The organism is Dissulfuribacter thermophilus (genome assembly GCF_001687335.1).
GTDB classification, from domain to species: Bacteria; Desulfobacterota; Dissulfuribacteria; order Dissulfuribacterales; family Dissulfuribacteraceae; genus Dissulfuribacter; species Dissulfuribacter thermophilus.
The window spans coordinates 164682-191214 of sequence record NZ_MAGO01000004.1; the positions used below are offsets into that span (position 1 = coordinate 164682).

Genomic DNA, 26533 nt, shown 5'->3' on the forward strand with positions numbered 1-26533 from the left:
TTGATTTCGAAAAGTCTGGAGTAAACGGCCAAGGTGTTGATGTGCCGTCACCCATTAAAGGGTAAGTCCTTGCCTGCATGCTGTAAATGGCAGCACCGGCACACATAATAGCAGCACGAAAAGGAAAAATCCATAGTCCCCATACCTGACATATGGGCTCTTGTCCGTCAAAAGTCCTACTTTGGCCGTGATCACTGCAGGGACAAAAATTTCAGTGGTCTCTATACGCGTCCCATCTGGAGCGATTATGGAACTGACCCCTGTATTGGCGGAACGTATAACCCATCTTCTGGTCTCAACTGCCCTGAATACGCTCATGGCCTCATGCTGATATGGCGCAGGGGTCCTTCCAAACCATGCATCATTGGTCATCACAGCAAGAATATTAGCACCATGATTTACAGCATCCCGAGCAAGCCCTGGGAATATACTCTCAAAACATATAAGGATTCCCACAGTCAGACCATCTGTTGCCCGTATAGCAGCACCACGCACTCCAGTATCAAAATCACCAGCAGTAGGAAGATAGTGTTTTGCTAGCTCACTAAAGGGTCCTAGAGGCATATATTCGCCAAAAGGTACCAGGTGTCTTTTATCGTATCTTCCAAGCAAATCTCCATTTGGGCCAATGAGATAAGCACTGTTAAAATATTGAGGTCTTGATCCTGGTGTTGAAAATTCATACGAAAGAGACCCAAACAAGAGAAATACCCCATTTTCCCTGGAAAATTCCTGCAATCTCTCCTGTACCACCGAATCGTCTTGATAATATGTAGTGACTGCAGTCTCTGGCCAAACAACAAGTCTGGTTTTGTTGTCACAGTCCCTCTCAAAACAGCCCTCTTTCGTCAGGGAAAAATATTTGTTGAGAGTCTCCTCCATGACCCCTGGATCCCATTTTATGCTTTGGGGAACCGCTCCCTGCACAGCCACAGCACAAATATCAGGAGGGACGTCATATTCGTTCATCTTCACCTTTCCATAATAAACTGCTCCTAGGAACACGGTCCAAAAGCCAAGAAACAAGTAAAGGGATTCTTTCCAGCTTTTATTTCTCAAATGGATAATAAAACCCCATATCAAAAGGACGCTCAAAAAAAGGAGCGAGCTAATACCATAGATGCTCAGTAAATCTGCTAATTGTATTAACAGTGGAAAATCGTGAAGACTTGAGGCCAAAACCCCCCAGGGGAAACCTGTAAATAGAGTTCCACGCATCCACTCAGTAAGCCCCCACAGCCCTCCTCCTAGAGTAGCCAAAACTATGCGTGGTGTCTTTTTTAAAAAATACGTGTAAACACACGCCCATAATGCTGGGTAGAGCGAAAGATAGAGCGCAAGAAGGGCAACTACAGGAAAAGTTAAAGGGAGGGGGAGCCTTCCGTACTGGTTAATGGTTGGGGCCAACCACCAAAGTAATAGAAAAAAATGCGACATACCAAAGGAAAAACCAGTGTAAAATCCCTGCCTTGGCCCCTTATCCTCTAGAGCATACAAAAAGAGGAGAAGGCCCAAGAATAAACACGGCAGACAACCATAGCCCGGAAGGCCCAGGGTATAAAAAAGACCACCGAAAAGGGCAAAAAACATCTACCTGCAAATCAAGACGTCACCTGACGTCTCAAGCCTGTTCTTTCACCCGTGAGTATCATAGGAATACAGGATTTGACGTTCTACTGGAACCCTCTGTTCAGGTAGCTTAGGTGGTGGCCACTGTGAGGTCATGGAAATAAGTTCTTTTCTGGTGGGGATATTGTCCCATCCATAGGCCACTGCCTTTTTCTTCTTAACGTCTAGAATAGAGGCATCGAATAGGTTGGCCTGAACTGCCCAGGGCACAATATAATCTGTCTCAAGGAGCCTCGCAGCTGCCACTGTCCCAGATTCCCTGGTTACCACAGATCCCGGCCCACCTCTTAGGATCATGAGAGTCTTTCCATCTACCACCACGCTCAGATCTACAATTGCCTTTACCTTTACTCCTCCTACTTGAATAAGTATATCTCTGTCGACCACAAAATCGTCTAAATAATATCCGAGTTCCTCTACCATGAAACGGGCAAGCTTCTGTTTAATCCTCTCACGGTCTGTATCATAAACCAGTCTACCTGTTATAAAACAGGGGATCTTCTCATAGATTGAATAGTTCGAGTCTTGAAAACCCATCTTCTACCTCCTAAATTACGCAGTGTAACCAATCACAGGTACAGACGATATACTTTTAAAAGCCCAAAGAGTACCGTAGAGCAAGGAAAAACATTTTTCTATGAAGGTCAACCTAAAAAACTGCTACATTGTCCTAAATGAGCCAAGATACCCTGAAAACATAGGTGCCAGTGCCAGAGCCATTATGAATATGGGGCTGGGTGGGCTTATCGTTGTAAATCCATACAGATTTGACATGGATGCAATCAACAAGATGGCAACCCACGAGGCTTCATCGATTGTGGAGGAAATGAAAGTATATGACGACATCTTAGAGGCCTTGGCACAGTTCAATTACTGCGTAGGCACCACTGCGAGAACAGGCCGTGGAAGACGCCCTACTCACACACCTAGGACCATTGGGCCACATGTTGCCCCCCTGTCTCAGGAAAATAAAATCGCATTTCTCTTTGGGTCAGAAAAATTCGGTCTCTCAAATCAGGTCCTCCGTCTCTGTCAGGCCATTGTTACCATACCAACAGCAGACTTTTCTTCCTTAAATCTTGCACAAAGTGTCATGATTATTTCATATGAACTATTTCAAACTGATCTACCCCAGACTGTTTTCACTCCCCAACTAGCTAATTTAAGGGAACTTGAGGGGATGTATGAACACCTCAAAGAGGTCTTTCTGGAGGTGGGATATATTAATCCAGAGAATCCAGATTATTTTATGCAAAACTTTAGGAAGCTCTTTTCTAGAATTCAACTCAGAAAAAAAGAAGTCAAGATGATTAGGGGATTTTGCAGGCAACTCTTGTGGAGGATCAATTCATTAAAGTGAAAGAGGCCATCTCAATATTTTTTTTTATTTTTTGGGCGATAATGGCCTTCTTTTTTTATAAGATACCAGTCTGCCTTGGCACTCAGGGCCCAACTATTACGGTGATTGTATCTTCAGAGATCCGCCCTTATAAAGAAGCCCTTGGAGGCCTAAAGTCATCTCTAACTTTTCCGATTCAAGAGTACAACTATCGCTCAAATCCCAAACTTGTGGAACATGTCTTAAAGAGTGAATCCTCTGATTTTGTTGTGGCAATAGGCCCTGAGGCCGCTAAGGCAGCCAGAGCCTCATCCCCATTACCTCCTCACAAGAAACTGTACCTTATGGTACTGGACCCAAAGAGTCTACTTAAACAACAAAAAATTTGTGGAGTAGATCTTAGGATCCCTGTGGAAAGGCAACTTGATGCAATATCGAAGAGGTTTCCACCGCCTGTTCGAATCGGAATTCTTTACAATGCTCTGGAAAATCAAAAGATCATCGATGAGTTTGTAAAAAAGGCAGAGTGGTTCAACGCCACGGTTACAGGGATCCAGGTCAACACTCCAAAAGACTGTCCTGGGGCATTGATAAAAAACAGAAAAAATATAGACATACTCCTCTTCATACCAGACACCATAGTCATCAAAGAGGCCTTAGTTCAGTATCTCATAAAAGAAAGTATTTTCAGAGGCATCGCTGTTGTGGGTTACAACCACTTTTTTATAGAAAATGGCGCTGTTATGAGTCTCAGCATAGATTACGAAGAGGTTGGTAAACTTGGAGCCAATCTTTTAAAGCAGATATGGGATGGAGGCAAATGTAGTCTACTTCCTCCCCCATTTAAACTGGAGTGGAATCAAAGGGCATGGGATACCGTAAGGCAAAGGCGATAAGGAATCTGAGTCTCGGTAAAAGGCTGGCTCTTAGTATTGTGGCGCTCATAAGCGTGGCCACACTTCTTTTAGGTCTGTATGGCTCACGCCTTACAGAAAGGTTTATGAACGAGCGTTTTGAAGATAGGATGGCCTTTTTGGCAAGATATCTTGCACTAAATTCAGAGCTTGGAATCCTCATCGGTGATCACAGGATGTTGGAAAAGCTTGCCAAAAATCTTTTGTCTGAAAAAGACGTCAAGGGGGTGGAGGTAAGAGATTCAAAGGGCCAAATCCTGGTGTCAGTGGGAGAAACAAAAAACCAAGGCTTAAATGAAACTGTATACCCAGTGATCCTGAGGCAGGAAGAAGAAGAACTAGTATTCAGTAAAAATGAAAGGCTTAGAGAGACAAAGATCGGATCGATCCACCTATTTTATTCTGCGGAAAGTATAGAAGAGGTAGTGAAAGACTTTAAAGCAAAGACCCTCATAGCAGCTCTTTTCCTTTTGATAACCAGCGCTTTTATAGCGATCCTAATCTCCAGGGCATTGACATCTCCCTTAAAATCTCTTGCTGAGGCTGCCAGAGAAGTTGCAAAAGGGAGCCTAGACATTCGAGTCAAAGGTGGAACACTCCCCGAGACCAGAGAACTGGCCATGGCCTTTAATAACATGTTAACTGCCCTTGAAGAGAGCAGACACACCCTCGAGGCTACATACCAAGAGATGATTCAGCAAAAGGCCCTGGCAGAGGTGGGCGAATTTGCATTCACTGTTGCCCATGAAATAAAAAATCCCTTGGGGATAATACAGGGGGCCTTAGATATCATACAAAAGCCTGAAGCAGGGGAAGATACAAAAAAGACAATGATTGAATACCTCAAAGAGGAACTCATACGTTTAAATAGAATTATCCAAGACTTCTTAGAATTTTCCAGGCCTAGAGAACCAAAACTATCAAGTCAGAATCTAGGAGATCTCATAGACTCTATAGTGAAAAAAGCTATAGTTGAGTGGGAGCCTAAGGGGGTTGAAATAAAATTTCAAAATACAACCCACGACATCTATGGACGAGTGGACGCAGATCTTCTAAACCAGGCCCTCTTAAATCTGATAAAGAACGCCTGCGAAGCTTGCGAAAAAGATATTTCACCGTGTGTGATAATCACTGCTGAATTAAAAGGTAAATTTTATGAAATCAGTATTGAAGATAATGGTCCTGGCATACCAGAAGATATCAAAGACAAGATCTTTGAGCCTTTCTTTACCACAAAAGCCAAGGGAACTGGCCTCGGACTGGCATTGGTAAAACGTGTAATAGAACTGCACGGTGGTTCAATTATAATCTCTGGCAAAGAAGGCCTTGGCACCATCGTTACTTTGAGGCTTCCCATCACCCAAACCCAATTGGGTGACTCAGGTGCCAGCCAGACATATATAATAGCAGGGGCATAGAGTAGGAGGGTAATGACCTATGGCATACATCCTCGTAGTTGATGACGAATCAAAGATGCGACACATCCTGAGAATAATGCTTGAACTCAAGGGCCACAAGGTAAAAGAGGCCAGTAATGGTAGTATTGCCCTTAAACTCATTAAGGAAGAGCCATTCGATCTGGTGATATCCGACATAAAAATGCCCGAGCTCGACGGATTCGGCCTACTCGACGAACTCAAACGACTAGACCAGGGCCCACCAGTGGTCTTCATCACCGCCTTTGCCACCATTGATTCCGCAGTAGAGGCCATGAAAAGAGGGGCGGTCGACTATATTACCAAGCCATTTGAAGAAGAACGCATACATCTTACCATAGAGAAGGCCCTAGGGATCTCAAAAATAATGGAGGAGAACCGTGAACTCAAGCGACAGCTCGATGACGTTGCAGGGCCTAAAGATATTATATACGCCTCCCCTGCCATGAAAAAAGTGATAAAGATGGCAGAGCGAGTTGCAATAAAAGGCGATACTACCGTCCTTATTCTGGGGGAATCCGGGGTTGGAAAAGAAGTGATGGCTCACTACATCCACAAGATGAGTCCAAGGGCCCAAGGGAAATTCGTTCCTGTAAATTGCGCTGCTATAAATCAGGGCCTTGTTGAAAGTACTCTTTTCGGCCATGAACGCGGGGCCTTCACCGGGGCTGATAGGAGAAAAAAGGGCCTTTTTGAATATGCTCAAGGGGGAACACTCTTTTTGGATGAAATAGGAGATCTTCCCTTTGAGGCCCAGGCAAAACTTTTAAGGGCCCTTCAAGAAAAAGCGATTCAAAGAGTTGGCGGAAATGACGTTATAAAAATTGACGTGAGGGTATTGTGTGCAACCAATCAAAATCTTGAGGCCTTAGTAAAGAAAAACAAATTTCGACAGGATTTATTCTATAGGATAAATGTATTCCCTATAGAAATTCCGCCTCTAAGATCTCGTACCGAAGATATCATTCCTCTTGCAAAACATTTTGTAAAAAAGGCCATGGGGAGGGATATTGACGGTCCAATTTTTACTCAGGGAGCAGAGAGGGTCTTATTGGAACACTCGTGGCCAGGAAATGTTAGAGAACTGGCCAATGCTATGGAACGAGCTGTGATCATGGCGAGCTCAACTCCCATAACAGTAGAGCATTTGTCATTTTTAAAACCGAATAAGGCCACAGGCTCTTTAAAGGACTTTAAACTTCCTCCAGAAGGAATAAACCTTGAAGAGTTTGAAAAAGATATTATTCGACAGGCCTTGGAGATTGCAGACAATAATCAGAGCAAGGCCGCAAGACTCCTTGGTTTAACCAGATCCAAATTCAGGACAAGGGTGAAACAGCTCGAAAATGACTAATATGAAACAGGGCATTTCCATAACATTTGTCATCAATTTTATAATGATCTTGGTCCATGTCTTTGGAGTTGATAATTCTTTAGCCAATGACAGGACAGAATTGGTCTTTGTCGGAGAAGACATCGATGTCATCACCATTGCCTCAAAAAGGGCAGAATCTGTCAAATCTGCTCCTGCAATTGCATCTGTAGAGACTGAGAATAGACTTAAAACTCTCGGCATCCAGACCCTTGGAGAAGCCCTTAGACTCCACTCAGGCTTTTTCACCACAAAACGTGAATGGGGGACCCAACCCTTTCTTAGGGGGATTGAAGAGGGAATTCTGTTTCTATACGATTCCGTGCCTCTAACCTCAGACGCCACCAAAACCATTCATCCATTAGATGAAGACCTCAGTCTCTTTTTTGTAAAAAGGCTGGAACTCATTAAAGGACCTGGGTCTGTCATATGGGGCCCAGACGCATTTGCAGGCATTGTAAATGTAGTACCCAAGAGGGGAAGAGATGTAGAGGGCGTAGATGCCCAGATTGTCACAGGTGTCCCCTTTGGAAAGGCCCAGGTAGATTTCCTTTGGGGGAAAAACAAAGGTCTATGGGAGGCGCTGATTGGATTAAGTGCATCTGTTACCAGACCAAATAACAGGGATTTTACGATTGTACGATTCAGGGAGGCAGGTGACTCAAATCCAGTCCCTCCTGAACAGCGTATTGGCAAAAGCAATATAGACGACTCCAAAAATGTGGAGCTTATTTTCAATTTTACTTGGAAAGATTGGCTTAGCCTCTCTGGCAGATGGTCTGAGATGGAAAAAAACTACGTATTGAGCCAGACCAATAACGACCTTAGCTGGAACGGTCAGAGGAAAAGCCCATTTCGATTCCTAAAATTCGAGGCAAAACATCCATTGACCAACGGCTTCACATTGACAGTGAATGGATACGTCAACGAATTGAAATTTCATCAAAAGGAGATTGACATCTCATGGGAACAAACCAGTAGAGTGTATTATGGTGAAGTGCTATTTGAAAGGGAATTTTCCAAACACCTTGGTCTGATAACCCTAGGGGCAGGCATCAGGAAAAATTTCATCACTGGTGCTGTCATTGGCAAGAGCTTTATACCGGACTTTCTCCAGCCTGAAAATGAGCTATTCATACCAAAAATCGATCAGGAAGATTTCAATACCTCTTTAAAGAGTCTTTTTGTTCAAGTAAGACGTCACTGGTCCAAGATAGATGCATGGGCAGGACTCAGAGTAGACGATCACAATCAGTATAATATCACTTGGTCTCACAACATCGGTCTTTCATACCACCCTTCTTTCTCCTGGTACATGAAATTCCTGTATGGCACAGCATTTAGGACCCCCTACAACCAGCAATTGCTTGGAAGAACAGAACTTGACCCAGAATCTGTGAACAATGTCTCCATAAACTTCCATCTGAGCCCAATGACAATTGGGCAAAGTGACCATACACAATTTGAAGGGGACCTGACCCTTTTTTGGAATAGGCTTCGCCATCATGTTAAGGAAGACCCTTATGCTGGTCTTTCAAATGCAGGTCATGGCGATATCTGGGGAATTGAGATTGGGATGAATCTCAAACCTTCATCTTGGTTCAAATTGTGGACAAACGCCACCTTGCAACACTATACAGGAGATGACGATGCCTTTAAGGTACTAGACTTTGTATTTATTAGATCAGATGGTACTCAGATCCCCCACTACACTCGATGGAATAGCCCCTTTGAAAAAGGACCAGATGTCATGACCCGGTTGGGCATTACCATAGTACCAAAAGACGGAGTTGAACTTTCAACAGTATTGTCATATGACGGTCCATGGTGGGTCACCTATGACAAAGGAAAACTCAGGACTAAGATTGAAGATAAAACCACCGTGGATGTCACCCTCCATACAAAAGGACTGATCCCGCATTCAGATGCCTACATTGCAATCAAGAATCTCTTAGATGAAAGAAATGACGTGCCAGGGATATATAGCACCTATAGATCCCCTGGCATAACTGTATTCCTGGGCCTTGAAACAAGGTTTTAGGTTTAGAAGTCTACAATCTTACTCGCCTTGGTCTGTTCTTTTCTCAAGGCCATGGCGCGACTTAAATCGGCAGATGCACTCTCTTCGTCGCCTATCCTTTCATATAGCTGTCCTCTAAGCATATAGGCTGATGCATAAGATGGATCCAGATCTATAGCCCTTGAAAGGCTCTCGATGGCCTCGTCCAATGCCTCTTGCTGAAACAGAATTGCTCCCTTGTGGTAATGAAATCGAGGATTTTGGGGATTACACTCTATTGCCTTATCAATATCATGCATGGCAGCCTCCTTATCTCCTTTCCTGAGATAGGCTACTGCCCTGGCCTGATAGACCTTTCCCTCGTCGTGATCATGCTCCAATACCTTGGTAAAAATTTCTATTGCCTCATCAAATTCTTCATCCATCAACTTAAATTGTCCATCAGTAAAGAGATCTTCTAGATCATCGCGCATCCCTTCATTCACCTCCTTATATTATTTCCAAACAGGATACTGGACATCCTCCTCTCAGAATAGAGAAAATTATCTTTCCCCAAAAGAATAAATTCTGTCAACAAGTAACTTTTCTGATTGTCAATTTTTCAATGCATTTTCTTTAGACTAAAAGGGCCAGGCGTTGTTACCTGGCCCCAACATTTTAGTCTCGAGACTGTCAATTAGCCTGCGAATGCCTTTTCAAGAGGTGGTACCATCTGTTTCTTTCTGCTCATCACTCCAGGAAGCCATACAGTTCTTCCTTCCAGGGCCTTTCCAAAGGCCTTCTCCACCACACTTGGATCATCTGTAACGGCCATGAGCTCAGTACCCTCTTGCATGATATCTGTAAGCATCAAAAATACACTGTGACGATTTCCTTCTGCCTTCACCTTTTCAAGCTCTGCATAGAGGTCATCCATCATACCCTTCACGAGATCAAGGCTGACTAGTTCAAGCTGGCCGATTCCCACTGCCTTGCCGCTCATATTAAAGTCTTTGTAGTCTCTAAAGATCAAATCTCTTGGAGCGACTCCTTCAACAGCGCTCTTGGCCTTTGCCATTTCCATACCCCAGGCCATCATATCGTCAACGCCTGCTATCTTGGCAAGGGCCTCTGCCGCCTCTTTATCTGCATCTGTGCATGTGGCAGACTTAAAGAGCACAGTATCACTCAAAATTGCAGACAACATAAGGCCTGCAACATTCTGTGGAATGTCTTTTTTATACACGTCTTTATAAAGAGTATAAATTACAGTACCTGTACAGCCTACAGGCATGGCGCAGAAAAATATTGGATTGGGGGTTGTAATATCCCCTATCTTGTGGTGATCCACTACAGCCATTAACTCTCCGCTGTCCCAATTGTCAGGTGCCTGTTTGATGTCGCTGTGGTCTACCAGCATGTACTTTTCGCCACCAACGTCGGTCCTGAGTTCTGGCTCAGAAAATCCAAACTTTTCAAGAACAACCTTTGTCTCTGGGTTGAGTTCACCCTGTCTGCACGGCACAGCGTCCACACCAAGCATCTTTTGAAGTTCTGCAAAGGCGATAGCCGAGGCGACTGAATCGGTGTCCGGGCTCTTGTGCCCTAAGACATAAACTGCCATGATCTGATCCTCCTTTTATTGTAAAATTAATGACTCCCTGTTTCAGACTCCGGGAATCTTCCCCAGTTTCTTATCCAGCTCCGAGCCCCTACAGGAGCACTCGTAAGACTGGCTTTGGTTCTCTTAGACTACAAAAACATGATGTAGCACACCCGCCATTTTTTTCAAGGTAAAAAAAAGCATATTTTGTTTTTTTCTGAATGATGCTTCAATCAACCAATATGGCTGGAAGTTTAAAAGCTAGATGAGTTTTTTTGCCGATTTCCAGCTATCCCTTTGAGGTAATGCGGAGAGAAGATATTGATCTCCTCAGATTCGACCAAAAGATTTTGACGTTAATTTTTATTCTGGAGTAATGGAGATACAGTGATTGTGCCTTGATCGAATTTGAATAATGTTGGACCAAGCTCCTCCTTTATCTCCAGCCTTGCATTTTCAATCCCGATTGTACAGTTTGGATAGACCCTTTCCCATACCTGGATCTTAGATGCCTGGAGCATGCCGAGTCTTTCCTCAATTTGCCTGAGTTCGTAGCGTATTCGCTCTAGTTCATCAATTAAATTCATCAACGCAGATGTCAGGCTTTCCTTCAACACCAATCCTTTGCCCTCAAGCTTTCCTCTGGTCTTTTCAAGCTTAATCAGTTTTGAAAGACCGTCTTTAACCTTGTGAATTTTGTCTGCAGTCTCTTCAACTTGGGCAACCCTTTCTTTATACATTTTATCCAACACCGGATCTCTTCCAGAAAGGACAATGGTTGGAACAAAGGCCTGACTACCCAATACCTTGACTGCAATGCTTCCACCTACCCTAATAGCACCTCCAGCAATTAACCCCTTGCCAGTTACAGCAAATAGGTGACCTTTAGCATTGCATTCTGCATCGAGCATATAGTCTCCTAGCTCAACATCACCACCAACGGTCAAATTGGCATATTCCACAGCTCCACACGCCAGATCCTTGGATACAATAACACGTGTTAGTCCAGCCCTTATGATCCCTCGAACCTTTAGGTTGCCACCCACAGTCACCTGTGCCTCATCCTCGATGTTACCACCGACCTCGAGATCCCCTTCTGTTCTCACCTCCATGCTTCCCATTATGGATTGCCTAATTATGAGTCTCTCGCCCCAAAATACTATATTACCCGTGGAAAGATCTACTGAACCAGGTATTTCCCATTCCTTTAGTACAGTAATGGTCCCGTCTTTTAAGACTTCGAATTTGCCTGGCCAAATCGCCAATAACTCTCTGTCGTCTGAAGAGACTTCTACACCTTCACCTATCTTAAAGATTGGCCATCTTCCTGGTTCAGGCGGCACTTCTTCACCAAATATGTTGATTCCAGGGGTTCCAGTAGTAGGTGGCCTCTTCCTCGCAACCACTTGGCCTTTTTTGACATTTATTATTGTCAAATTGGTCCTGTCATCTCTATAAATCCCCTCTAATATTTCATAGTCATCGTCCTTGAACGGATATACTTCTATTGATCCATCTTCTCCGTTAACAGGATAGGTCCCACGAGCAACAATCCATCTGTCATCTTCAGGTTGAGGGAATTCCAAGATCCCATGTTTTATGTCATATTCAGCGAGTATTTCCTTTATTCTGCTAGTCCACCCAATATCGGGCTCCTGCTCAAAAACTACGTAGGCCTCCATAAAATCCTTTGAGACCTTCAATTTTGCTTTGCCTTCAAATATTGATATACCTTTTACGAGATCTTCCCTTGACATCCTTTGATCCCACTTTTTTATTCTATCGACTGTTAATGTTTAATTCATTAATTGAACCAAAAAAAATCTATAAGAAGGGGGAATTATGAAATTTTTCATTGATACTGCGAACCTTGATGAAATAAAAAAAGCAAAGGAATGGGGACTTGTCGATGGTGTAACCACAAATCCAAGCCTCATTGCAAAAGAAAATGTCTCCTTTAAAGAACGAATAAAGGAAATCTGTGAACTTGTAAACGGACCAGTTAGCGCTGAGGTAGTAAGCACTGATGCTCAAGGCATGATAGAAGAAGCACGCGAACTCAGTTCCCTGGCTGACAACGTCGTAATAAAAATCCCAATGACAATGGAAGGCATAAAGGCCACCAAAACCCTTTCTCAAGAAGGTATCCGCACAAATGTTACCCTCATCTTCTCACCACTTCAGGCCCTACTGGCAGCCAAGGCCGGTGCAACCTACGTTAGCCCGTTCGTAGGAAGGCTCGATGACATATCTCATGACGGTATGGCACTAATAGAACAGGTGGTTCAGATATTCGATAATTATGGCTTCGACACAGAAATTATCGTAGCCAGTATCAGAAATCCGATCCACGTACTCGATGCTGCAATAATGGGCGCCGATATTGCCACTATACCATTTAAGGTCATTAGCCAGCTCGCCAAACATCCACTCACGGATATAGGGCTAGAGAAATTTTTAAAGGATTGGGAAAAGGTTCCCGAAAAATAAGGTAGGATGCCCAAACTGTGTTGGATCTTTTTGGTCGCCCTATACGGTACGTTTCTAACTGTTGATACCCAAGCTCAGCTTTTCTTCTACAGGGATTCGGATGGGGTGCTACACATTTCAAATGTGGCGCCCCAAACCCCATTCCATACTAACCTCGATTATATAGAGGAAGCTGCTTATTCCTTTGACATTGACCCACTCCTCCTTAGGGCCCTTGTATTGGTTGAATCCAACGGTAATCCCAAGGCAATTTCAAGAAAAGGCGCCATGGGACTCACCCAGCTCATGCCAGGGACTGCTAAAGACCTTGGAATTGAAAATCCCTTCGACCCAAGAGAAAATGTGCTGGGGGGTGCCCGATACCTCAAGGAAATGCTAAATAGATTCCGAGGGGATCTCATATTGGCATTAGCTGCTTATAATGCCGGTCGCAATGCAATTGAACGTCATAAAGGGCTTCCAGACTATCCTGAGACCATTAGTTTCGTTAAAAGGGTGCTTGAGACCTGGAGAGAGCTAATAAAGAAAAAAGGGCCTCAATCGCATGAGGCCCTTTTTTGATGTTCCTTGTTATCTAAGCTCAGCTACTAGCGGAGAAATGCACCCCACAATTTTTCAAACAATGGACTTCCGCCTTCGCTTCCCCTTTCTGCTGCAACATATTCACCTGGCTCATTGATCTTAACCCACACATATGCGCCTACATGGGAAAGTACTTCGGCACCTTCTGCAGGCCTGAAGGCATAATCTCCATGAGACTTGACGTATACCTCAGGGTCAGCACCCTGGAATGGTAACTTAACAAACATAGTCTCATGGCCTTCACCTTCAACTCCGACCTTCAGTATGTATCCTTCTACAAAGCCCTTTCCAGCAACATACACGAATTCCTTTGCTGGCTGGAACCCAAGCTCTGTTATCTCAGGCCTGATCTCCTCTGGCACGTAGAAGTAGTGCTTATCAGACCAAGGACCATTCACCACCTGTTTGAGATAGGTCTTGTTCAACTCCTCTTCAGTTAACTTGGCACCTAGCTCAGCAGCAATCTCTGCCCCTGTAATATGGCCTTCAGCAGTCATGTAGAATAACTCTTCAGCATGGTGCCTGCTGTGAGCCAATATTTCATCCTGTCTTGCACCGAGGATGCTGAGGCCATTTGCCTCGAATTTATCAATGTAGATAACCTCTCCATCCACTACGAAGAATGGATCTGGGCCTTTTCCAGCTAAGAAGTCAGCCATAGCAGGAGTCGGCACCATGCCGGTCTTTCTCATATACTCTGCAAGACCCTCTTTTGTCTTAGCTGCCTCTGGATCAAAGGTAAGGGCCCTGTTCTTCTCCTCAAACCATGGTGGTGCCCATGGCAAGAAGCCTACGATCCTATCGGTGATACGATGTGCACCAGGATCCTTTGTGTAATCGCCGTGGCAATCGAAACAGGACTGTGCCCCGAGTGCCTTCTCTGCAGGCTGTACTCCATGGCTGTCAGAGAAGTAATGAGCAGCTATAAAGAGCATGGGCATTGGATTGGACTCGCCTTCAGCCTTTAACACCTTTACCAAGGCCTCCTGCATTGCCCTTACGTCTTCTTCCCACCAGAGCTCAGGGAAGCCATCGCCTGTGTGGTCGAAGATCACATAGCCAGAATCCTTGAGCACTACCTTACCTACATTTGGATCCTGTGCCCATGTAGGATCATTGGGTGGAATGTCTCTAAGCTGGTCTGGTGTATAGACGTAGAATGTCGCTGCAGGCAGGAACTTGTCTATAGCAGCGTTGATCTCTCTTAGATACAAGACCTTGGTTCCACCATATGCAAGAGGATTATCAGCTAGGGCGCTCATTCCTCCCTCTGGATACGGATTGGCATCGACCCAGGTAAGAATGGTTATCGGGTTACCAATCACAATCTGAGGATATCCATTCTTGGAATTTGCCCAATACAGAGGCGGATAGACCTCATTGTCATGGGCTGGATCATAGGTTATTGGCACTCCAAGGGATTTTTGCTTTTCAAGCATGATCTGATAGAAGCTCTTCCAGAAATCGAACTTGGGATTGGTCATGAGACCATTCACGAGCTGGCCTGGATCGGCCTCGCTGCTCATCCAGAAATAATCCACCATCTGTGACATGAAATCCATTGGCTGAATGCCATTACCATCAGCATCGATGTGCTGTGCCAGCATATGGAAGTGCGGGATCCCGTAGCCTGGTGAAGTTCCATATACCGGTGAAAGAGCATAGTATGGAGGAAATGCCATGGCTGGGAAGTTGGAAAGACCGCCCATCAAGGTGTAATAGCCGAATCTGTTATCGAAGTTTGAATAATAACCAAGGGTGTCGTCAAAGGCCCTGAAACGCCAGGTACGTTTATATGGAATATGACATGTTTCACATGCGATCTCGGCTATGTGCTTACCAGCCACTTCCCCGAATTTTTCTTCATGCTTTCTGGTGGGATTAGGCGCATCTGGATCCTGTCCGCTTAGATGGCAGCCTTCGCATGTCCTTGGCTTTGGATTGTTGTCAAGGTCATTTCTCACCATATGGGCAGTGTCTGTCCCCTTGAGGAAGTTGTGCTTTGCTTCAACGTCACCCGTATATCTCAGATGGCATGAACCACAGCCCATCTTCTTCCCTGACATGTGGACGTCATAGCCTGAGGCTTCTGGATCATCTGTGAAGTTTACATATTGACCATTCTTGACCCAGTCAGCTGGCATTCCAAGGGCATAAAGTCTTGCTCTGGTCCACTCAGAGTTGCCATGGTCCTTTGTCATCACATGGCACTGGCCACAGACCTTGACCCATTTCCATGAATCGACATCATCGGAACCGCCAAACATTTCAATGTCGAGAGCTCCGTCGTCACCAAGGTCGGCCACGTTGTAATATGACTTTGCCTCCCACTCATCTCCATTCTTCACGATCTGCACATAGCTGAGTGGCATGCCGTCATTATTGAGATCTAGACCCATTAGCTGTGCAGTGGGCATCATGTAGAAGAAGCTTGGCAAGAAATCATGCCTTGCAGCCATATTCTTTAAGGTATCGTATGGGATAATCCCATTTTCCCAATCAGCTATGACTTTGGTGAGATTGATTCCAAAGAATGCCTTGGGATCGAAGTATGTCATGTCCCCCTGCATAATCAGGCCGTAGGCATACTGAAATGCAGCCCAGCCCAAGCCTACGAGACCGCTATACTGAATTCCCTGACCCTCTACAAGTGGGGCGCGGACGAAATCTCTCACAGACGCATTTGGGTCGTCCCAATCAGTATAGATCTTACCAGGCTCATAGGAACGAAGTGGGAAAGGAATTGGTAGGAGTTGCCCAGTTCCTGGATCTCTAATTTCATAGCCGTACACGAATGAATTAAAGAACATTGCATTTAGATCATCCATGGTGGCCTCAGCTGGCATTAGGCCATTTTGCTTCATATAGTCCAGGATTTGGGCAAAAATAGCCCCAATGGCCTCCTGATTTGCCATTAACTTGGCCATCTCATCTGCACCACCGTTTGGATTGTAGGTGTATGCATCCTTTATTCCATTTTGGGTATAGATGTGAGGAGTAATACTTGGTGGTCCGTATAGTGCATAGGGTAGTGATTCCCCAGAGGGATCAATAGCCTTTAATCCGTCTGTCCAGATCCTGAAGAGCTCTCCTACATGGTCTTTTGGTAACATGCTAAGCTTGAAGAACTTGCTGCCTATTGGGCGAGTCATGCGCTGAATGTCATTGGTGTAGGAAAGGGCGCTTTCATTCAATACGCCTTCCTTAAGTGGCATTCCAAGGGAAATCTTAACCACCTCTCCATTTTGGCGTTCAGCAAAGATCATGAGCCTTGGCCTGAAGGGCTGCACCTTAAGGCCATCTGCTGCCTCATAAACAAATGGATTTGATTCAAGGTCTGGATCAATATGGCAGAGAAGACAGTCTGCCTCCATGACCCCACTCTTTGACCAGTCATGGCGCTTTGGATCGCCGTGATCAGCAACTGTCTCTTGAATAGACTTTCCGCTAATCAGAGACTGTGTCGTAGCATTGGGGCCATAGGTGTAGAAATCTCTATCGTAAGAGTGTGAAAGTGTGGCTTCAGCCTCTGGGCTGTCGTAAGGGGCCACAGTCCCATCAGACTTTACAATTCCTTCTGCTGGACCGCCGCCTGGGTGACAGCTGTAGCATGTCCCCAACTGATCTGCCACGCCCTGATCAAAGAAAAATGGCTTGCCCTCAGTTGAGAAAGGATTGTCCAAGGTACCTCTTTCCCTCTTAGCCGCCAACTGGCGGTAAGAGGGGGGTCACCATGCACCAAACTGTCCAGAACTCAGAAGGTGACCGTAGGCATTTGCCAGATATTTATAAAGAGTTCCGTCATTGTGTTCATCGCTCCAATGATCACTCAAATTTTCACCATTTGGTCCTGCTCCCTCTCTAAAATGGTATGCACGGGTTATGGCATCATAATCATGACACCTACCACATGTCTTTTTTGGGCTATATGCAGGTCCCCTCATATAAACCGACCCGTTTGCCGCCCGAATTACATCGTTTGGGTCTAATTGGTCCTTAATCGGGTTGCCATTTCTGTCCAACAAGGTCACAGCAGGATGTGCCATGACCATATGTGGGGCCACTACTAGAAGTAGAGCTACAAAGGACACAATACAACTTCGTAGGACATTGGTTCTCATCCTTTTCCCTCCTGAATTTGATATTCTTTATTAAGAAAGGGGTAAGAGAACTCCCAAACTCTTACCCCAAATCTTCATTGTTTTACTTTTCCTGTCTCAGGATAATGTTGGAATGACACCTCAGACAATCAGCTGTCGTGTGGCATACATTACATGACCTAAAGTTCTTTATAGCCTCTTCAGCATGTCTGGGTTCTGGTATAAAAGCGATCCAATCAGCTGCCTTGTGGGATATTGGCTTCTGGCTCCTATGACAATCAGAACAGAAGCTTGCAACGTGGCATGTTGCACACAGACGTCTATCGTGGGTTGCCTCTACACCATGTTGAGTGGTCTTCCAATTGAAGATGTGATCTTTTGGTTTCTTGGTCCTGTGACACTCTTGGCAGAATTTCTTGTCCTTACCATGACAATATTCACAGCTCTTATCGAATCTCGACTCAAATCCGTGATGCATGGCCCAATCGCCATGGTGGCTCTCAGGTGGAACATCCTTCCTCACCTTCTCATGGCAGGTTGCACATGACTTAGGAGCCTCCTCTCCATTGTGGCACTGCTGGCAAGTGGTCATTCGAGGCCATTCAATGGAATTGAGTGACTCAGCCTCTCCAAGGCCCTTATGGCACGTTGTACACTCTAGTCCATCGTGTACTTCATGGCTAAAAATTACGTCTTCAAAGCTCTTTGGCTTCTCCTTTGCAGCCCTCTCAACCGAATAGTCCTTTTTTGAGCTTTCAACAGTATGGCACACCAAACAGTCTTCGTTGGGATTATCCATGTTTATCTCATGACATTCACCACACGTGTCCATAGAGGGATTTTGCATCTTGCCTTCATCAGTGGCTGTGTGACACTGACTGCACTCGATTTCATTTTCCACCACATGTAGCTTGTGGTTAAACTTAAGATCCCCTTCCTTCTTACAACCAGAAAGGCTTAAGCTTGATAGCGTTAATATGGCCAAAAACAGTATTGTTTTACTTATTATCTGACTCTTCATGACCCGCACCCCTCTACCAACTAAAGTTAATGGTTGCGGTAAGGGCATTTATGCCCGATACCCCAAATTCTCTGTAATAATCGTCTCTCTCATATTCATATTTGAGCTCTGCCCATTTTTCTGGAGCAAGCTTGTAGCGGCAAAGGCCATAGTACTGCTGAGCTGCCTCGCCCTCTATGAGGCTGTTGACATCTTCAGTTTTATAGTAAAAGCCCGCCCCAAGAGTCATCTTTTCAGTGATTTCCTGAGAGAGATCACCGTAAACCGAAGAAGATTCGGCTTCATAAAATTCGTCCCTGTCCTCGTACCATTTGCTATAGCCAAGGGTCAGCTTTGTGCCTTTAAACAGCCACCAATCCTCCATTGAAAATCCTAAGGTCCATCTATAAAAATTGGTGTTATAGAGGTCTTCTTGTGACTCATGACTTAGACGCCTGGCAGTAAGCCTTACAAATGCTGTAAGTCCCTCCTGCCTTGGAATGGGCTGGGACAAAGAAATGGTATAGTCTATATATCCTATCTCCCTCGCAAGATACAGGCGCTTTATATCCTGAGCTAGATTGTCACTTACAGAAAAGGTATAGTCATAGATAAAATCGTCTTCTCTTTTTACCTTGAAGCGCTTATAGACATTTATTCCAATTGTTGTATTCGTTTTGGGACAGGTACCAACAAGGTCTATATTCCAGTCTCTGTTGTGTTCATCTATCAATGCCCATCTGGCCCTTACCTTAAGATCTTCCATAGGGCGCCAGAGGATTCTACCTTCAGTTGAAGTCTTTTGATAAAAGACACTCTCTAGATGGAGGGTGAGATCCCTGTTCGGCCTAAAGGCCAGGTTGATTCCACCAACACCATCTTTGTTAAGATCTGAATAGAGCTGAACAATCGCCCCGCCAAATACCTCGAAATCTAACCAATCCCTTCCTACTGCAGTACCTCTGACGTAAATTCCATCAAAGTGTACTGTCTCTGCGCTGTAGGCATATTGACGGCCAAGCCTTAAATCAATACCTTCAAGAACATCCTTTTTCTCAAAATAGGCATAAAAGGCGTCAAGCCTCTGCCTTTGGTCACTTGATACATCCACATAGTCCTGAAAGATGGATCCAAAGGCTGTTCCATCAAGATCCTTTTGATACTTTCCTAAAAAAGAGAAGGTGACCCCTGTATTTGAGTGTGACATGTCAACACCCAGGACCTCAATAAGATCCTGATCATTTGAATCATCACTCAAAAGGTCACCATTTGGACTGTCAGACCACTGGAGTTTATACTGGGTATTGCTTCGAATCTCTGCATTTCCCCAGCTAAACTCCCGGGCCCATGAAAGTTGCGCACAAAAAAAGACCCCTAACAAAAACATTAGGGGTCCTACCACTAATAAGGAATGTTTTTGGAACTCCCGTCTTGCACTCATGGCTCCCTATCCTCTTTTTTTTATTTTCCCGTGACGACACGGGAATCTTTACCTCCCTAATCTACCCATCCGCGTTGCACGAATGAGTCCCTAAATAGGATGTACCCTTGTTCACTAAGTTAGTCAACATGGAAATTTAAATTTATAATTAGGGCAAAAATAGCTATTAATTTTTTTGATAGCTAGCTACTTTCTGTGGAAAAAATATTTCCGCGACCCGACCCCCAAAAGGATGCCCATCCCCATCAAAGTCACTATTACAGAAGAGCCACCATAACTGAAAAGAGGAAGTGGTACCCCCACGACTGGCATGAGTCCGATAACCATATTTATATTCACTACTGCCTGCCAGAAAAACATGGCAGTTACTCCCACAGCCAAAAAAGATCCAAGGCGTTCATTTGATTCAAATGCAATCTTGAGGCCCCGATATACTACAATGGCATAAAGCAATACCAAAAAGAGTGCCCCAGCAAATCCCCACTCTTCACCCCAAAGACTAAAAGCAAAGTCCGTATGGACCTCAGGCAAAAAACTTAAATGGGCCTGTGTGCCTTTCATAAAACCCTTTCCCCACAAGCCACCTGAGCCAATAGCTACCTTTGACTGGATGATGTGATAGCCTGAGCCGAATGGGTCATTTTCAGGGTCAAGGAAGGTCATTATTCTCCTTTTTTGATAGGGCTTGAGATACTTCCAGACCAAGGGAAGTGCTGAAGCAATGACAACAAATATGGTGACGAACGTAGACCATCTGATTTTGGCAACCAAAACCATGGTCCCAAGGACCATGAGTATCATAACCGCTGTGCCTAGATCCGGTTGTTTTAATATAAGCAAACATGGAATCGCTGCAAAAAAGGCAGGCTTAATTAAATCCTTGAATCCATATATTGGCTTGTCATTTTCATAAAAGTACTTTGAAAAGACAATAACCATTATAATTTTGGCGAATTCAGATGGTTGCAAGTTAAAAAAACCCAGATCAAGCCAACGTTGAGAACCTCCAGCAGATCTCCCAACAAGGAGCACCAACATCAATAGGCCAGTAATAGACCAAAATTGAATATCTGCATAAAGGGCTATTGTTCTATAATCCACAAGACATATCATCAGCATTAAAAGTGTGCCCAATACGCACCAGATGATTTGTTTGAGATAAAATGGGCTATGGGCTACTACACTGGCGCTGTAAAGATTAAGAATGCCAAGACCCATTATTAAAAAGAGAGCCCCCAACAGCACCCAATCAATGGATTTAATAATGCCAAATCTATTCAACATTGAATTCTGTCTTTCGATCAAATCAGAGTGTCCTCCCAGGAAGAAGCATAGGATGCGGGGAACGGCTATTTAACCACGCCTCAATTACCTTTCGGGCTATAGGGGCAGCTACAGATCCACCATGGCCTCCATGTTCCACAATTACAGCCACTGCTATACCAGGGTCTTCACTTGGGGCAAATGCCACAAACCAAGCATGATCTCGATATTCCCAAGGTAGCTTCTCACTCTTTATTCTTTTCTTCTGTTTTATTATCTGAGCAGTACCAGTCTTACCACCAACATTGACCCCTTCTATCCTACAGGCACGACCAGTACCTTTTTTATCTTCAACTACCCCTACTAGGGCCTTCTTTACTGTAGAGAAATACTTCTTTCGGATTGGTAGCCTTGCCTTTATTATGGGGTTAAACTTTTGCTTTACTTTCCCCCTTTGAGTTCTAATCTCCTCTAAATAGGTTGGTTGGAAAAGAGTCCCACCATTGGCTACAGCAGCAATTAAATTGGCTGCCTGAAGCGGTGTTACTGTCAAGAATCCCTGTCCAATACTTACATTTAATGTCTCACCCTTTTGCCATGGCTCTTTGAAGACCCTCTCCTTCCACTCCCGGGTAGGCACAAGCCCTGCCTTCTCTCCTGGCAAATTTATCCCCGTCTGCTCTCCTAACCCGAAGAGCCTTGCATAGTGTGAAATCTTATCTATACCCATTTTAAGGCTAACCTGATAGAAATACACGTCACAGGATTCCACAATAGCCTTGTACAGATTGGTCTCTCCATGCCCCCTCCAGTCCCAACACCTGAATAGCCTTCTACCTAGTCTGAAATAGCCATTGCATCGATATGTGGTCCTGGGCGTAACCAGCCCCTCCTGTAATGCCCCTAAGGCCACTACTATCTTAAATATAGAACCAGGAGGATATGCCCCTTGAATAGCTTTATTCAGTAGAGGACGCGTAATCTTGTCGTTTAACTTCTTCCACTCTTCAGTTGAGAGCGATTTGATAAAAAGCCCGGGATCAAATCCAGGTGTACTTACAAGACACAAAACACGCCCTGTCTTTGGTTCCAGAGCGACAACTGCACCTATTTCATCACCCAGGGCCTTCAATGCCGCCTTTTGAAGGGTGGAATCAATTGTAAGGTAGAGCTCATCACCTGGTCTTGGAGGGACTGTATCGAGCACCCTGACAAGCCTTCCCTTGGCATCGATCTCCACGCGCTTTACACCTGGGGTCCCTCTCAAGGCCTCCTCATACACGAATTCCACACCACTTTTACCCACGAAGTCCCCTGGACGGGCAAAGGGAAATCTCCCGTTTTTCAAGTCATCAAGGCTCACCTCATCTATATATCCGATAAGGTGTGGAGCAATGTGGCCTTGAGGATATCGCCTCTTAGGTACGATCGTGACATCCAGTCCTGGAAGGCGATGGAGTTTTGCCTCTATCCTTGAGAGGAGATCCCAATCGATGTCTCTTAAAAGTACTACAGGCATGTACCTGGGGAGTCCCTTTTTATTGGCTTCAAGTACCTTTGCCTGTAGGACTGGAAGTTCTATCCCGGTAATATCAGACAATCTCGACAGGACCTCTATTTGCCTTTTGAATGGACCTTCTCTATAGAAGACTAAATTGAACGCAGGTCTCACTGTAGCAAGGGGTCTCCCTGCATGATCTAGGATTGTACCCCGTAAAGGCTGGAGCTTAATGGATCGAAACCTATTGTTTTCGGCCTTTAGTTTATACTTTTCATATTCAATGACCTGCATCTTAAATAATCGAACGCCAATGAGGCTAAAGACCACCAGTGAAAAGAGGACCAGCGTTAAGAAAAACTTGGTCCGCTCTCTCTGACCTTTTTCATCAAACTTTTTTAGCTGAAGATACTCCTTTTTTCTCCGCAAGGATCGGAGTTCACTCATTTTTCTCTGACTCCAACAGAGGAAGGACACTGGAAAACATCGGAAAGAGAATTATAGATAAAAGACCGTCTAAAATCGCCTGGATGGCACCCCAAGGCCAAACGGTCTCTATATAACCCGTAAAGGTCCTGATAGTTGCCTGAAATACGAATGAGGCAAGGATGACCAAAAGGGCCCTCTGCCACCAAAGCTCAGTCCTGGTATTGGAGGCGATATATCTTACGAAAAAATAGACTCCAGGGATCAGGAACAAATACGTACCCACTGCAACACCTGACATCAAATCAAAAAATAATCCCAAAAATAACACAATGATTCCACCCCATAAATCAGACACTGTTACCGCATACCAACAAAGCGATGGAATTAGAAAATCTATACGAACGAGACCAAATTGTAACAAATTGGACCACGCACTCACCACAAGGGCGTTAACAATTAAAAAACACAGGAAAAAAACGTGGACTTTCGCCATTATTCTCCTAAAATAGCCTTCTTTCTCTTGAGAATCAAAAGCTCTTCTAGACGTCCAAGATCACTTGTGGGGTTCACCTCTATCAACTGAAACAGATCGTCGTGTTCAGTGTCTTTGTCCACTTTGGTCACTGTTCCAAGGAGTAACCCTTTTGGGAAATAGCCGCCAATGCCGGATGTGATCACCTTATCTCCTACTATGACGTCAGCCCCCTTTTCTACATAAGAAAGCTGACAGCGTCCCTCACCCAGCCCTTCAAGAATCCCTCGAACTCTTGTCCTTTGTATAAGTGCAGGGATCCGGCTATTCCTATCAGATATAAGCATTACTCGACTGTAATGAAGGGACGAATTTAGAACTCGTCCAGCCACACCACCCCCTGACAGGACTACAGCATCAGGAAATACTCCGTCATTGACCCCTCGATTAACAGTTACAATAGAGATCCATGGAGTCAAATCATAACCGACCACCTGACACACTAAAAAGTCATCCTGAATGGAATTCTTCATTCTGAGTAATGATTTTAGCCTTACATTTTCTAAAGAAGCCTCTCTGTACATGTTCAACTGCCGTCTCAGCTCTGCTATCTCTATCCTTAGCTTTCTATTCTCTGTCCGTAGCCGATTAAAGGAAGACAAGTCCCGAAAGAGTTCATGGAGATAGGTTGAGGGGCCATTTAGACGCTCTTTTACAGGCCCCGTTGGTTCCAAAACAAGATTAGAAATAAGGGTATAGAAATCGTGGTTCATCCGGGCCAGGATGACAAAGATGCCTATGAGAACAATAGCACCAATTACGAATTTAAATTGTCTTAAAGACCTCTTTTTTTCAGTCAAAGGGCAAAACCCAAAGGCAAAGTGGGATTAGGCGATCATCACCTCTTTTAAAATATTTAGATTATCTAGGGCCTGGCCTGAGCCAAGTACCACTGATGAAAGGGGATCATCCGCGATGATTATAGGGAGTCCTGTCTCATCCCTAAGGAGTTTATCAAGGTTCCTCAAAAGGGCACCACCTCCTGTGAGAACGATACCTTTATCTACTATATCTGCAGAAAGTTCTGGTGGAGTGTGTTCCAATGCGCTCTTAACTGCCTCTACAATTGTCTCCACCTGCTCATTTATGGCGTCCCTAATTTCTTCGGCGTTGATTGTTACAGTCTTGGGTACTCCAGATACTAGATCTCTTCCCTTTATCTCAACCTGATCAAAGGGGGGTTCAGGCAATACATTTCCTATCTCTATCTTGATCCTTTCTGCAGAGTGTTCTCCAATAAGGAGATTGTGCTTCCTCTTTATATATTGGAGTATTGCCTCATCCATCTTATCCCCTGCAACACGCACGGATTTTGAATACACAATGCCAGCAAGGGAAATAACTGCCACCTCAGTGGTACCGCCCCCAATGTCTACAACCATATTGGCTGTAGGCTCTGTTATGGGAAGCCCTGCTCCAATTGCCGCTGCCATGGGCTCTTCTATGAGATAGACCTCTCTAGCTCCTGCTGATTCTGCCGACTCTCTTACTGCACGTTTCTCTACTTGTGTAATTCCAGAAGGTACACTCACTATAATCCTTGGCCTTACCAAGGTGCGCCGGTTGTGAACCTTCCTTATAAAATACCGGAGCATGGCCTCGGTGACTTCAAAGTCCGCAATGACCCCGTCCTTCATGGGCCTTATGGCCACTATGTTTCCAGGGGTCTTACCCAGCATCATCTTGGCCTCTTTGCCCACAGCAAGGACTCTCTGTACCTTGGCATCCTTTTTTACTGCTACGACAGAAGGTTCCCTAAGCACAATCCCTTTACCCTTGACATAGACAAGGGTATTGGCAGTGCCAAGGTCAATGGCCATATCACTTGATAACCAACCGAGTAATGAATCGAATATCATGATGGCAACACTACCAAAGCCAATTCGAATTGGCAAGAAAAGAAGTGATAGGATTAAAGTTTCTTTCTAGGACTACCTACTTCATCAGGACTCGAGAGCGAATATATCCTGACCTTCCTACTCCTAGGGCACTCCCTTTTCAAAATGGATTTTATCACCTTTGGAAGATCACTTTCTCCGACTCTCTTTTCCTCTTCAAAATAACCTCTCTCCCTGACCCAGAAAAAGTCATCTGCTTCTTTAATAATTGCGAGACCACGATTCCTCTTATAGGTCAGGACCTCTAAGCCAGTATTGACTGGCTGTTTCTTCAAGATCTGAAGTATACGTCTTGGGGCTGATTCAATATTTACAAGGGCCATAGCCTCATCCCTATCGCCATTCAACTAATAAGCCACAACCATAACGACTGGATTGAATCTCGCTATCCCAATTTAACCAATTCTAAGGCTTTTTTTAAGGCCTTTATGTGCACATCTCCTGCATAGTGCAGTTGGCTCTTTTGGCTGATGGGATCAAAATTTGAAGGATCTGCCACACATTCATATTGAATGATCCTTCCAAATGTGCTCAGTGCCTCATCAGGATCAAGTCCCACTAAGGACTTCGCCTTTTCCCATGTTATTCCACAAGGAGCACCCCTCAATACCTCCACATCCACTATCCTGTTTTGCTCCACCCTGACCTTTAACTTTGGGACCCCAAATAATCTTCCATATTGCCCTAGCGAGGAATACTCTCCGAGCCCACAGCATGTAAAGGGTGTTATTGCCCCCTTTACCTTTTGCCCAGAGGCCACTACTGGGATCCCCTTCTCAGTATAAAGGTCTACTATGTATTGGGATATATCAGGGTGTTTTACGAAGTTAAGACAAAGATCTACTGAAAAGTCCCCTTGCACAAGATCTTCAGGCTCTTCCACAAACTCAGGGAAAGGGCCTCCCACATCTATAACATCAATTATCTGAATGCCCTTACCATAGGTCTCAATACCCTGTATCTTTCGTCTACCAGAACCACGTTCTTCAAACACTATAACCTTCATAA

General features: G+C 44.6%; 23 protein-coding genes. 7 read left to right on the forward strand and 16 right to left on the reverse strand.

Translation table 11 applies throughout. The features are described 5' to 3' along the window. Nucleotides 1-54: 54 nt before the first annotated feature. Nucleotides 55-1590, reverse strand: coding sequence for an apolipoprotein N-acyltransferase (gene lnt, locus DBT_RS04770; protein ID WP_067617051.1), 1536 nt, complete (start codon nucleotides 1588-1590; stop codon nucleotides 55-57). A 45-nt stretch (nucleotides 1591-1635) separates the two neighbouring features. Next, nucleotides 1636-2166, reverse strand: a complete 531-nt coding sequence (locus tag DBT_RS04775) for a type I restriction enzyme HsdR N-terminal domain-containing protein (RefSeq protein ID WP_067617054.1) — start codon at nucleotides 2164-2166, stop codon at nucleotides 1636-1638. Nucleotides 2167-2266: 100 nt separating this feature from the next. On the opposite strand from DBT_RS04775, the gene DBT_RS04780 reads away from it, so the two are divergent. From DBT_RS04780 to DBT_RS04800, 5 genes are read left to right on the forward strand one after another with little or no spacing between them, the layout of a single operon-like run. Beyond that, entirely contained in the window at nucleotides 2267-2989 is a 723-nt protein-coding gene (locus tag DBT_RS04780) for an RNA methyltransferase (RefSeq protein ID WP_067617057.1), read from the forward strand. Further along, nucleotides 2986-3864 (forward strand): ABC transporter substrate-binding protein, encoded by an 879-nt coding sequence (locus DBT_RS04785; protein WP_067617059.1) that lies wholly within the window; start codon nucleotides 2986-2988, stop codon nucleotides 3862-3864. Before DBT_RS04780 ends, DBT_RS04785 begins: the two co-directional genes overlap by 4 nt. Further along, on the forward strand, nucleotides 3837-5300 hold the full coding sequence (locus DBT_RS04790; RefSeq protein WP_067617062.1) for a sensor histidine kinase: 1464 nt from the start codon (nucleotides 3837-3839) through the stop codon (nucleotides 5298-5300). Before DBT_RS04785 ends, DBT_RS04790 begins: the two co-directional genes overlap by 28 nt. A gap of 19 nt (nucleotides 5301-5319) precedes the next feature. Further along, on the forward strand, nucleotides 5320-6672 hold the full coding sequence (locus DBT_RS04795; RefSeq protein ID WP_067617065.1) for a sigma-54-dependent transcriptional regulator: 1353 nt from the start codon (nucleotides 5320-5322) through the stop codon (nucleotides 6670-6672). Then, the gene (locus DBT_RS04800) at nucleotides 6665-8731 is read left to right on the forward strand and encodes a TonB-dependent receptor plug domain-containing protein (RefSeq protein WP_083186633.1); all 2067 of its coding nucleotides are present in this window, start codon (nucleotides 6665-6667) and stop codon (nucleotides 8729-8731) included. Before DBT_RS04795 ends, DBT_RS04800 begins: the two co-directional genes overlap by 8 nt. A gap of 2 nt (nucleotides 8732-8733) precedes the next feature. Here DBT_RS04800 and DBT_RS04805 read toward each other — a convergent pair whose 3' ends face one another. The 3 genes from DBT_RS04805 to DBT_RS04815 all read right to left on the reverse strand — a co-directional run bounded on the left by DBT_RS04805 (nucleotide 8734) and on the right by DBT_RS04815 (nucleotide 12049). Further along, entirely contained in the window at nucleotides 8734-9183 is a 450-nt protein-coding gene (locus tag DBT_RS04805) for a tetratricopeptide repeat protein (protein ID WP_067617072.1), read from the reverse strand. 203 nt (nucleotides 9184-9386) lie between these two features. Beyond that, entirely contained in the window at nucleotides 9387-10313 is a 927-nt protein-coding gene (locus tag DBT_RS04810; RefSeq protein WP_067617075.1) for a manganese-dependent inorganic pyrophosphatase, read from the reverse strand. Between the two features lie 335 nt (nucleotides 10314-10648). Beyond that, the gene (locus DBT_RS04815; protein WP_067617078.1) at nucleotides 10649-12049 is read right to left on the reverse strand and encodes a DUF342 domain-containing protein; all 1401 of its coding nucleotides are present in this window, start codon (nucleotides 12047-12049) and stop codon (nucleotides 10649-10651) included. Between the two features lie 85 nt (nucleotides 12050-12134). Between DBT_RS04815 and fsa the strand changes: the two genes are divergently transcribed. After that, nucleotides 12135-12782, forward strand: a complete 648-nt coding sequence (fsa, locus tag DBT_RS04820) for a fructose-6-phosphate aldolase (RefSeq protein ID WP_067617081.1) — start codon at nucleotides 12135-12137, stop codon at nucleotides 12780-12782. Between the two features lie 6 nt (nucleotides 12783-12788). Further along, nucleotides 12789-13343: a lytic transglycosylase domain-containing protein gene (locus tag DBT_RS04825; RefSeq protein WP_067617084.1), complete on the forward strand. Its 555-nt coding sequence runs from the start codon at nucleotides 12789-12791 to the stop codon at nucleotides 13341-13343. Between the two features lie 26 nt (nucleotides 13344-13369). Here DBT_RS04825 and DBT_RS04830 read toward each other — a convergent pair whose 3' ends face one another. The 11 genes from DBT_RS04830 to dfsP form a co-directional block, all read right to left on the reverse strand. Next, nucleotides 13370-17047, reverse strand: a complete 3678-nt coding sequence (locus DBT_RS04830) for a cytochrome c3 family protein (protein ID WP_067617087.1) — start codon at nucleotides 17045-17047, stop codon at nucleotides 13370-13372. Nucleotides 17048-17092: 45 nt separating this feature from the next. Continuing rightward, the gene (locus DBT_RS04835; protein WP_067617088.1) at nucleotides 17093-17485 is read right to left on the reverse strand and encodes a hypothetical protein; all 393 of its coding nucleotides are present in this window, start codon (nucleotides 17483-17485) and stop codon (nucleotides 17093-17095) included. 82 nt (nucleotides 17486-17567) lie between these two features. Then, nucleotides 17568-18485: a cytochrome c3 family protein gene (locus DBT_RS04840; protein ID WP_067617091.1), complete on the reverse strand. Its 918-nt coding sequence runs from the start codon at nucleotides 18483-18485 to the stop codon at nucleotides 17568-17570. Between the two features lie 13 nt (nucleotides 18486-18498). Continuing rightward, entirely contained in the window at nucleotides 18499-19905 is a 1407-nt protein-coding gene (locus DBT_RS04845; protein WP_067617094.1) for a hypothetical protein, read from the reverse strand. 186 nt (nucleotides 19906-20091) lie between these two features. Further along, on the reverse strand, nucleotides 20092-21210 hold the full coding sequence (gene rodA, locus DBT_RS04850; RefSeq protein ID WP_279614775.1) for a rod shape-determining protein RodA: 1119 nt from the start codon (nucleotides 21208-21210) through the stop codon (nucleotides 20092-20094). Nucleotide 21211: 1 nt separating this feature from the next. Further along, complete coding sequence (mrdA, locus tag DBT_RS04855; RefSeq protein ID WP_083186634.1) at nucleotides 21212-23113, reverse strand: penicillin-binding protein 2; 1902 nt, start codon at nucleotides 23111-23113, stop codon at nucleotides 21212-21214. Then, nucleotides 23106-23588 carry a hypothetical protein gene (locus tag DBT_RS04860; protein ID WP_067617097.1) on the reverse strand — a complete coding sequence of 161 codons (483 nt, stop codon included), beginning with the start codon at nucleotides 23586-23588 and terminating at the stop codon, nucleotides 23106-23108. Before DBT_RS04860 ends, mrdA begins: the two co-directional genes overlap by 8 nt. Next, nucleotides 23588-24427, reverse strand: coding sequence for a rod shape-determining protein MreC (mreC, locus tag DBT_RS04865; RefSeq protein ID WP_067617100.1), 840 nt, complete (start codon nucleotides 24425-24427; stop codon nucleotides 23588-23590). The genes DBT_RS04860 and mreC overlap by 1 nt, the downstream gene beginning before the upstream one ends. 27 nt (nucleotides 24428-24454) lie before the next feature. After that, nucleotides 24455-25486 (reverse strand): rod shape-determining protein, encoded by a 1032-nt coding sequence (locus DBT_RS04870; protein WP_067617103.1) that lies wholly within the window; start codon nucleotides 25484-25486, stop codon nucleotides 24455-24457. Nucleotides 25487-25539: 53 nt separating this feature from the next. Beyond that, on the reverse strand, nucleotides 25540-25848 hold the full coding sequence (locus DBT_RS04875; protein ID WP_067617225.1) for a hypothetical protein: 309 nt from the start codon (nucleotides 25846-25848) through the stop codon (nucleotides 25540-25542). A 62-nt stretch (nucleotides 25849-25910) separates the two neighbouring features. Further along, on the reverse strand, nucleotides 25911-26531 hold the full coding sequence (gene dfsP, locus DBT_RS04880; RefSeq protein ID WP_141674213.1) for a DUF166 family (seleno)protein DfsP: 621 nt from the start codon (nucleotides 26529-26531) through the stop codon (nucleotides 25911-25913). Nucleotides 26532-26533: the final 2 nt, after the last annotated feature.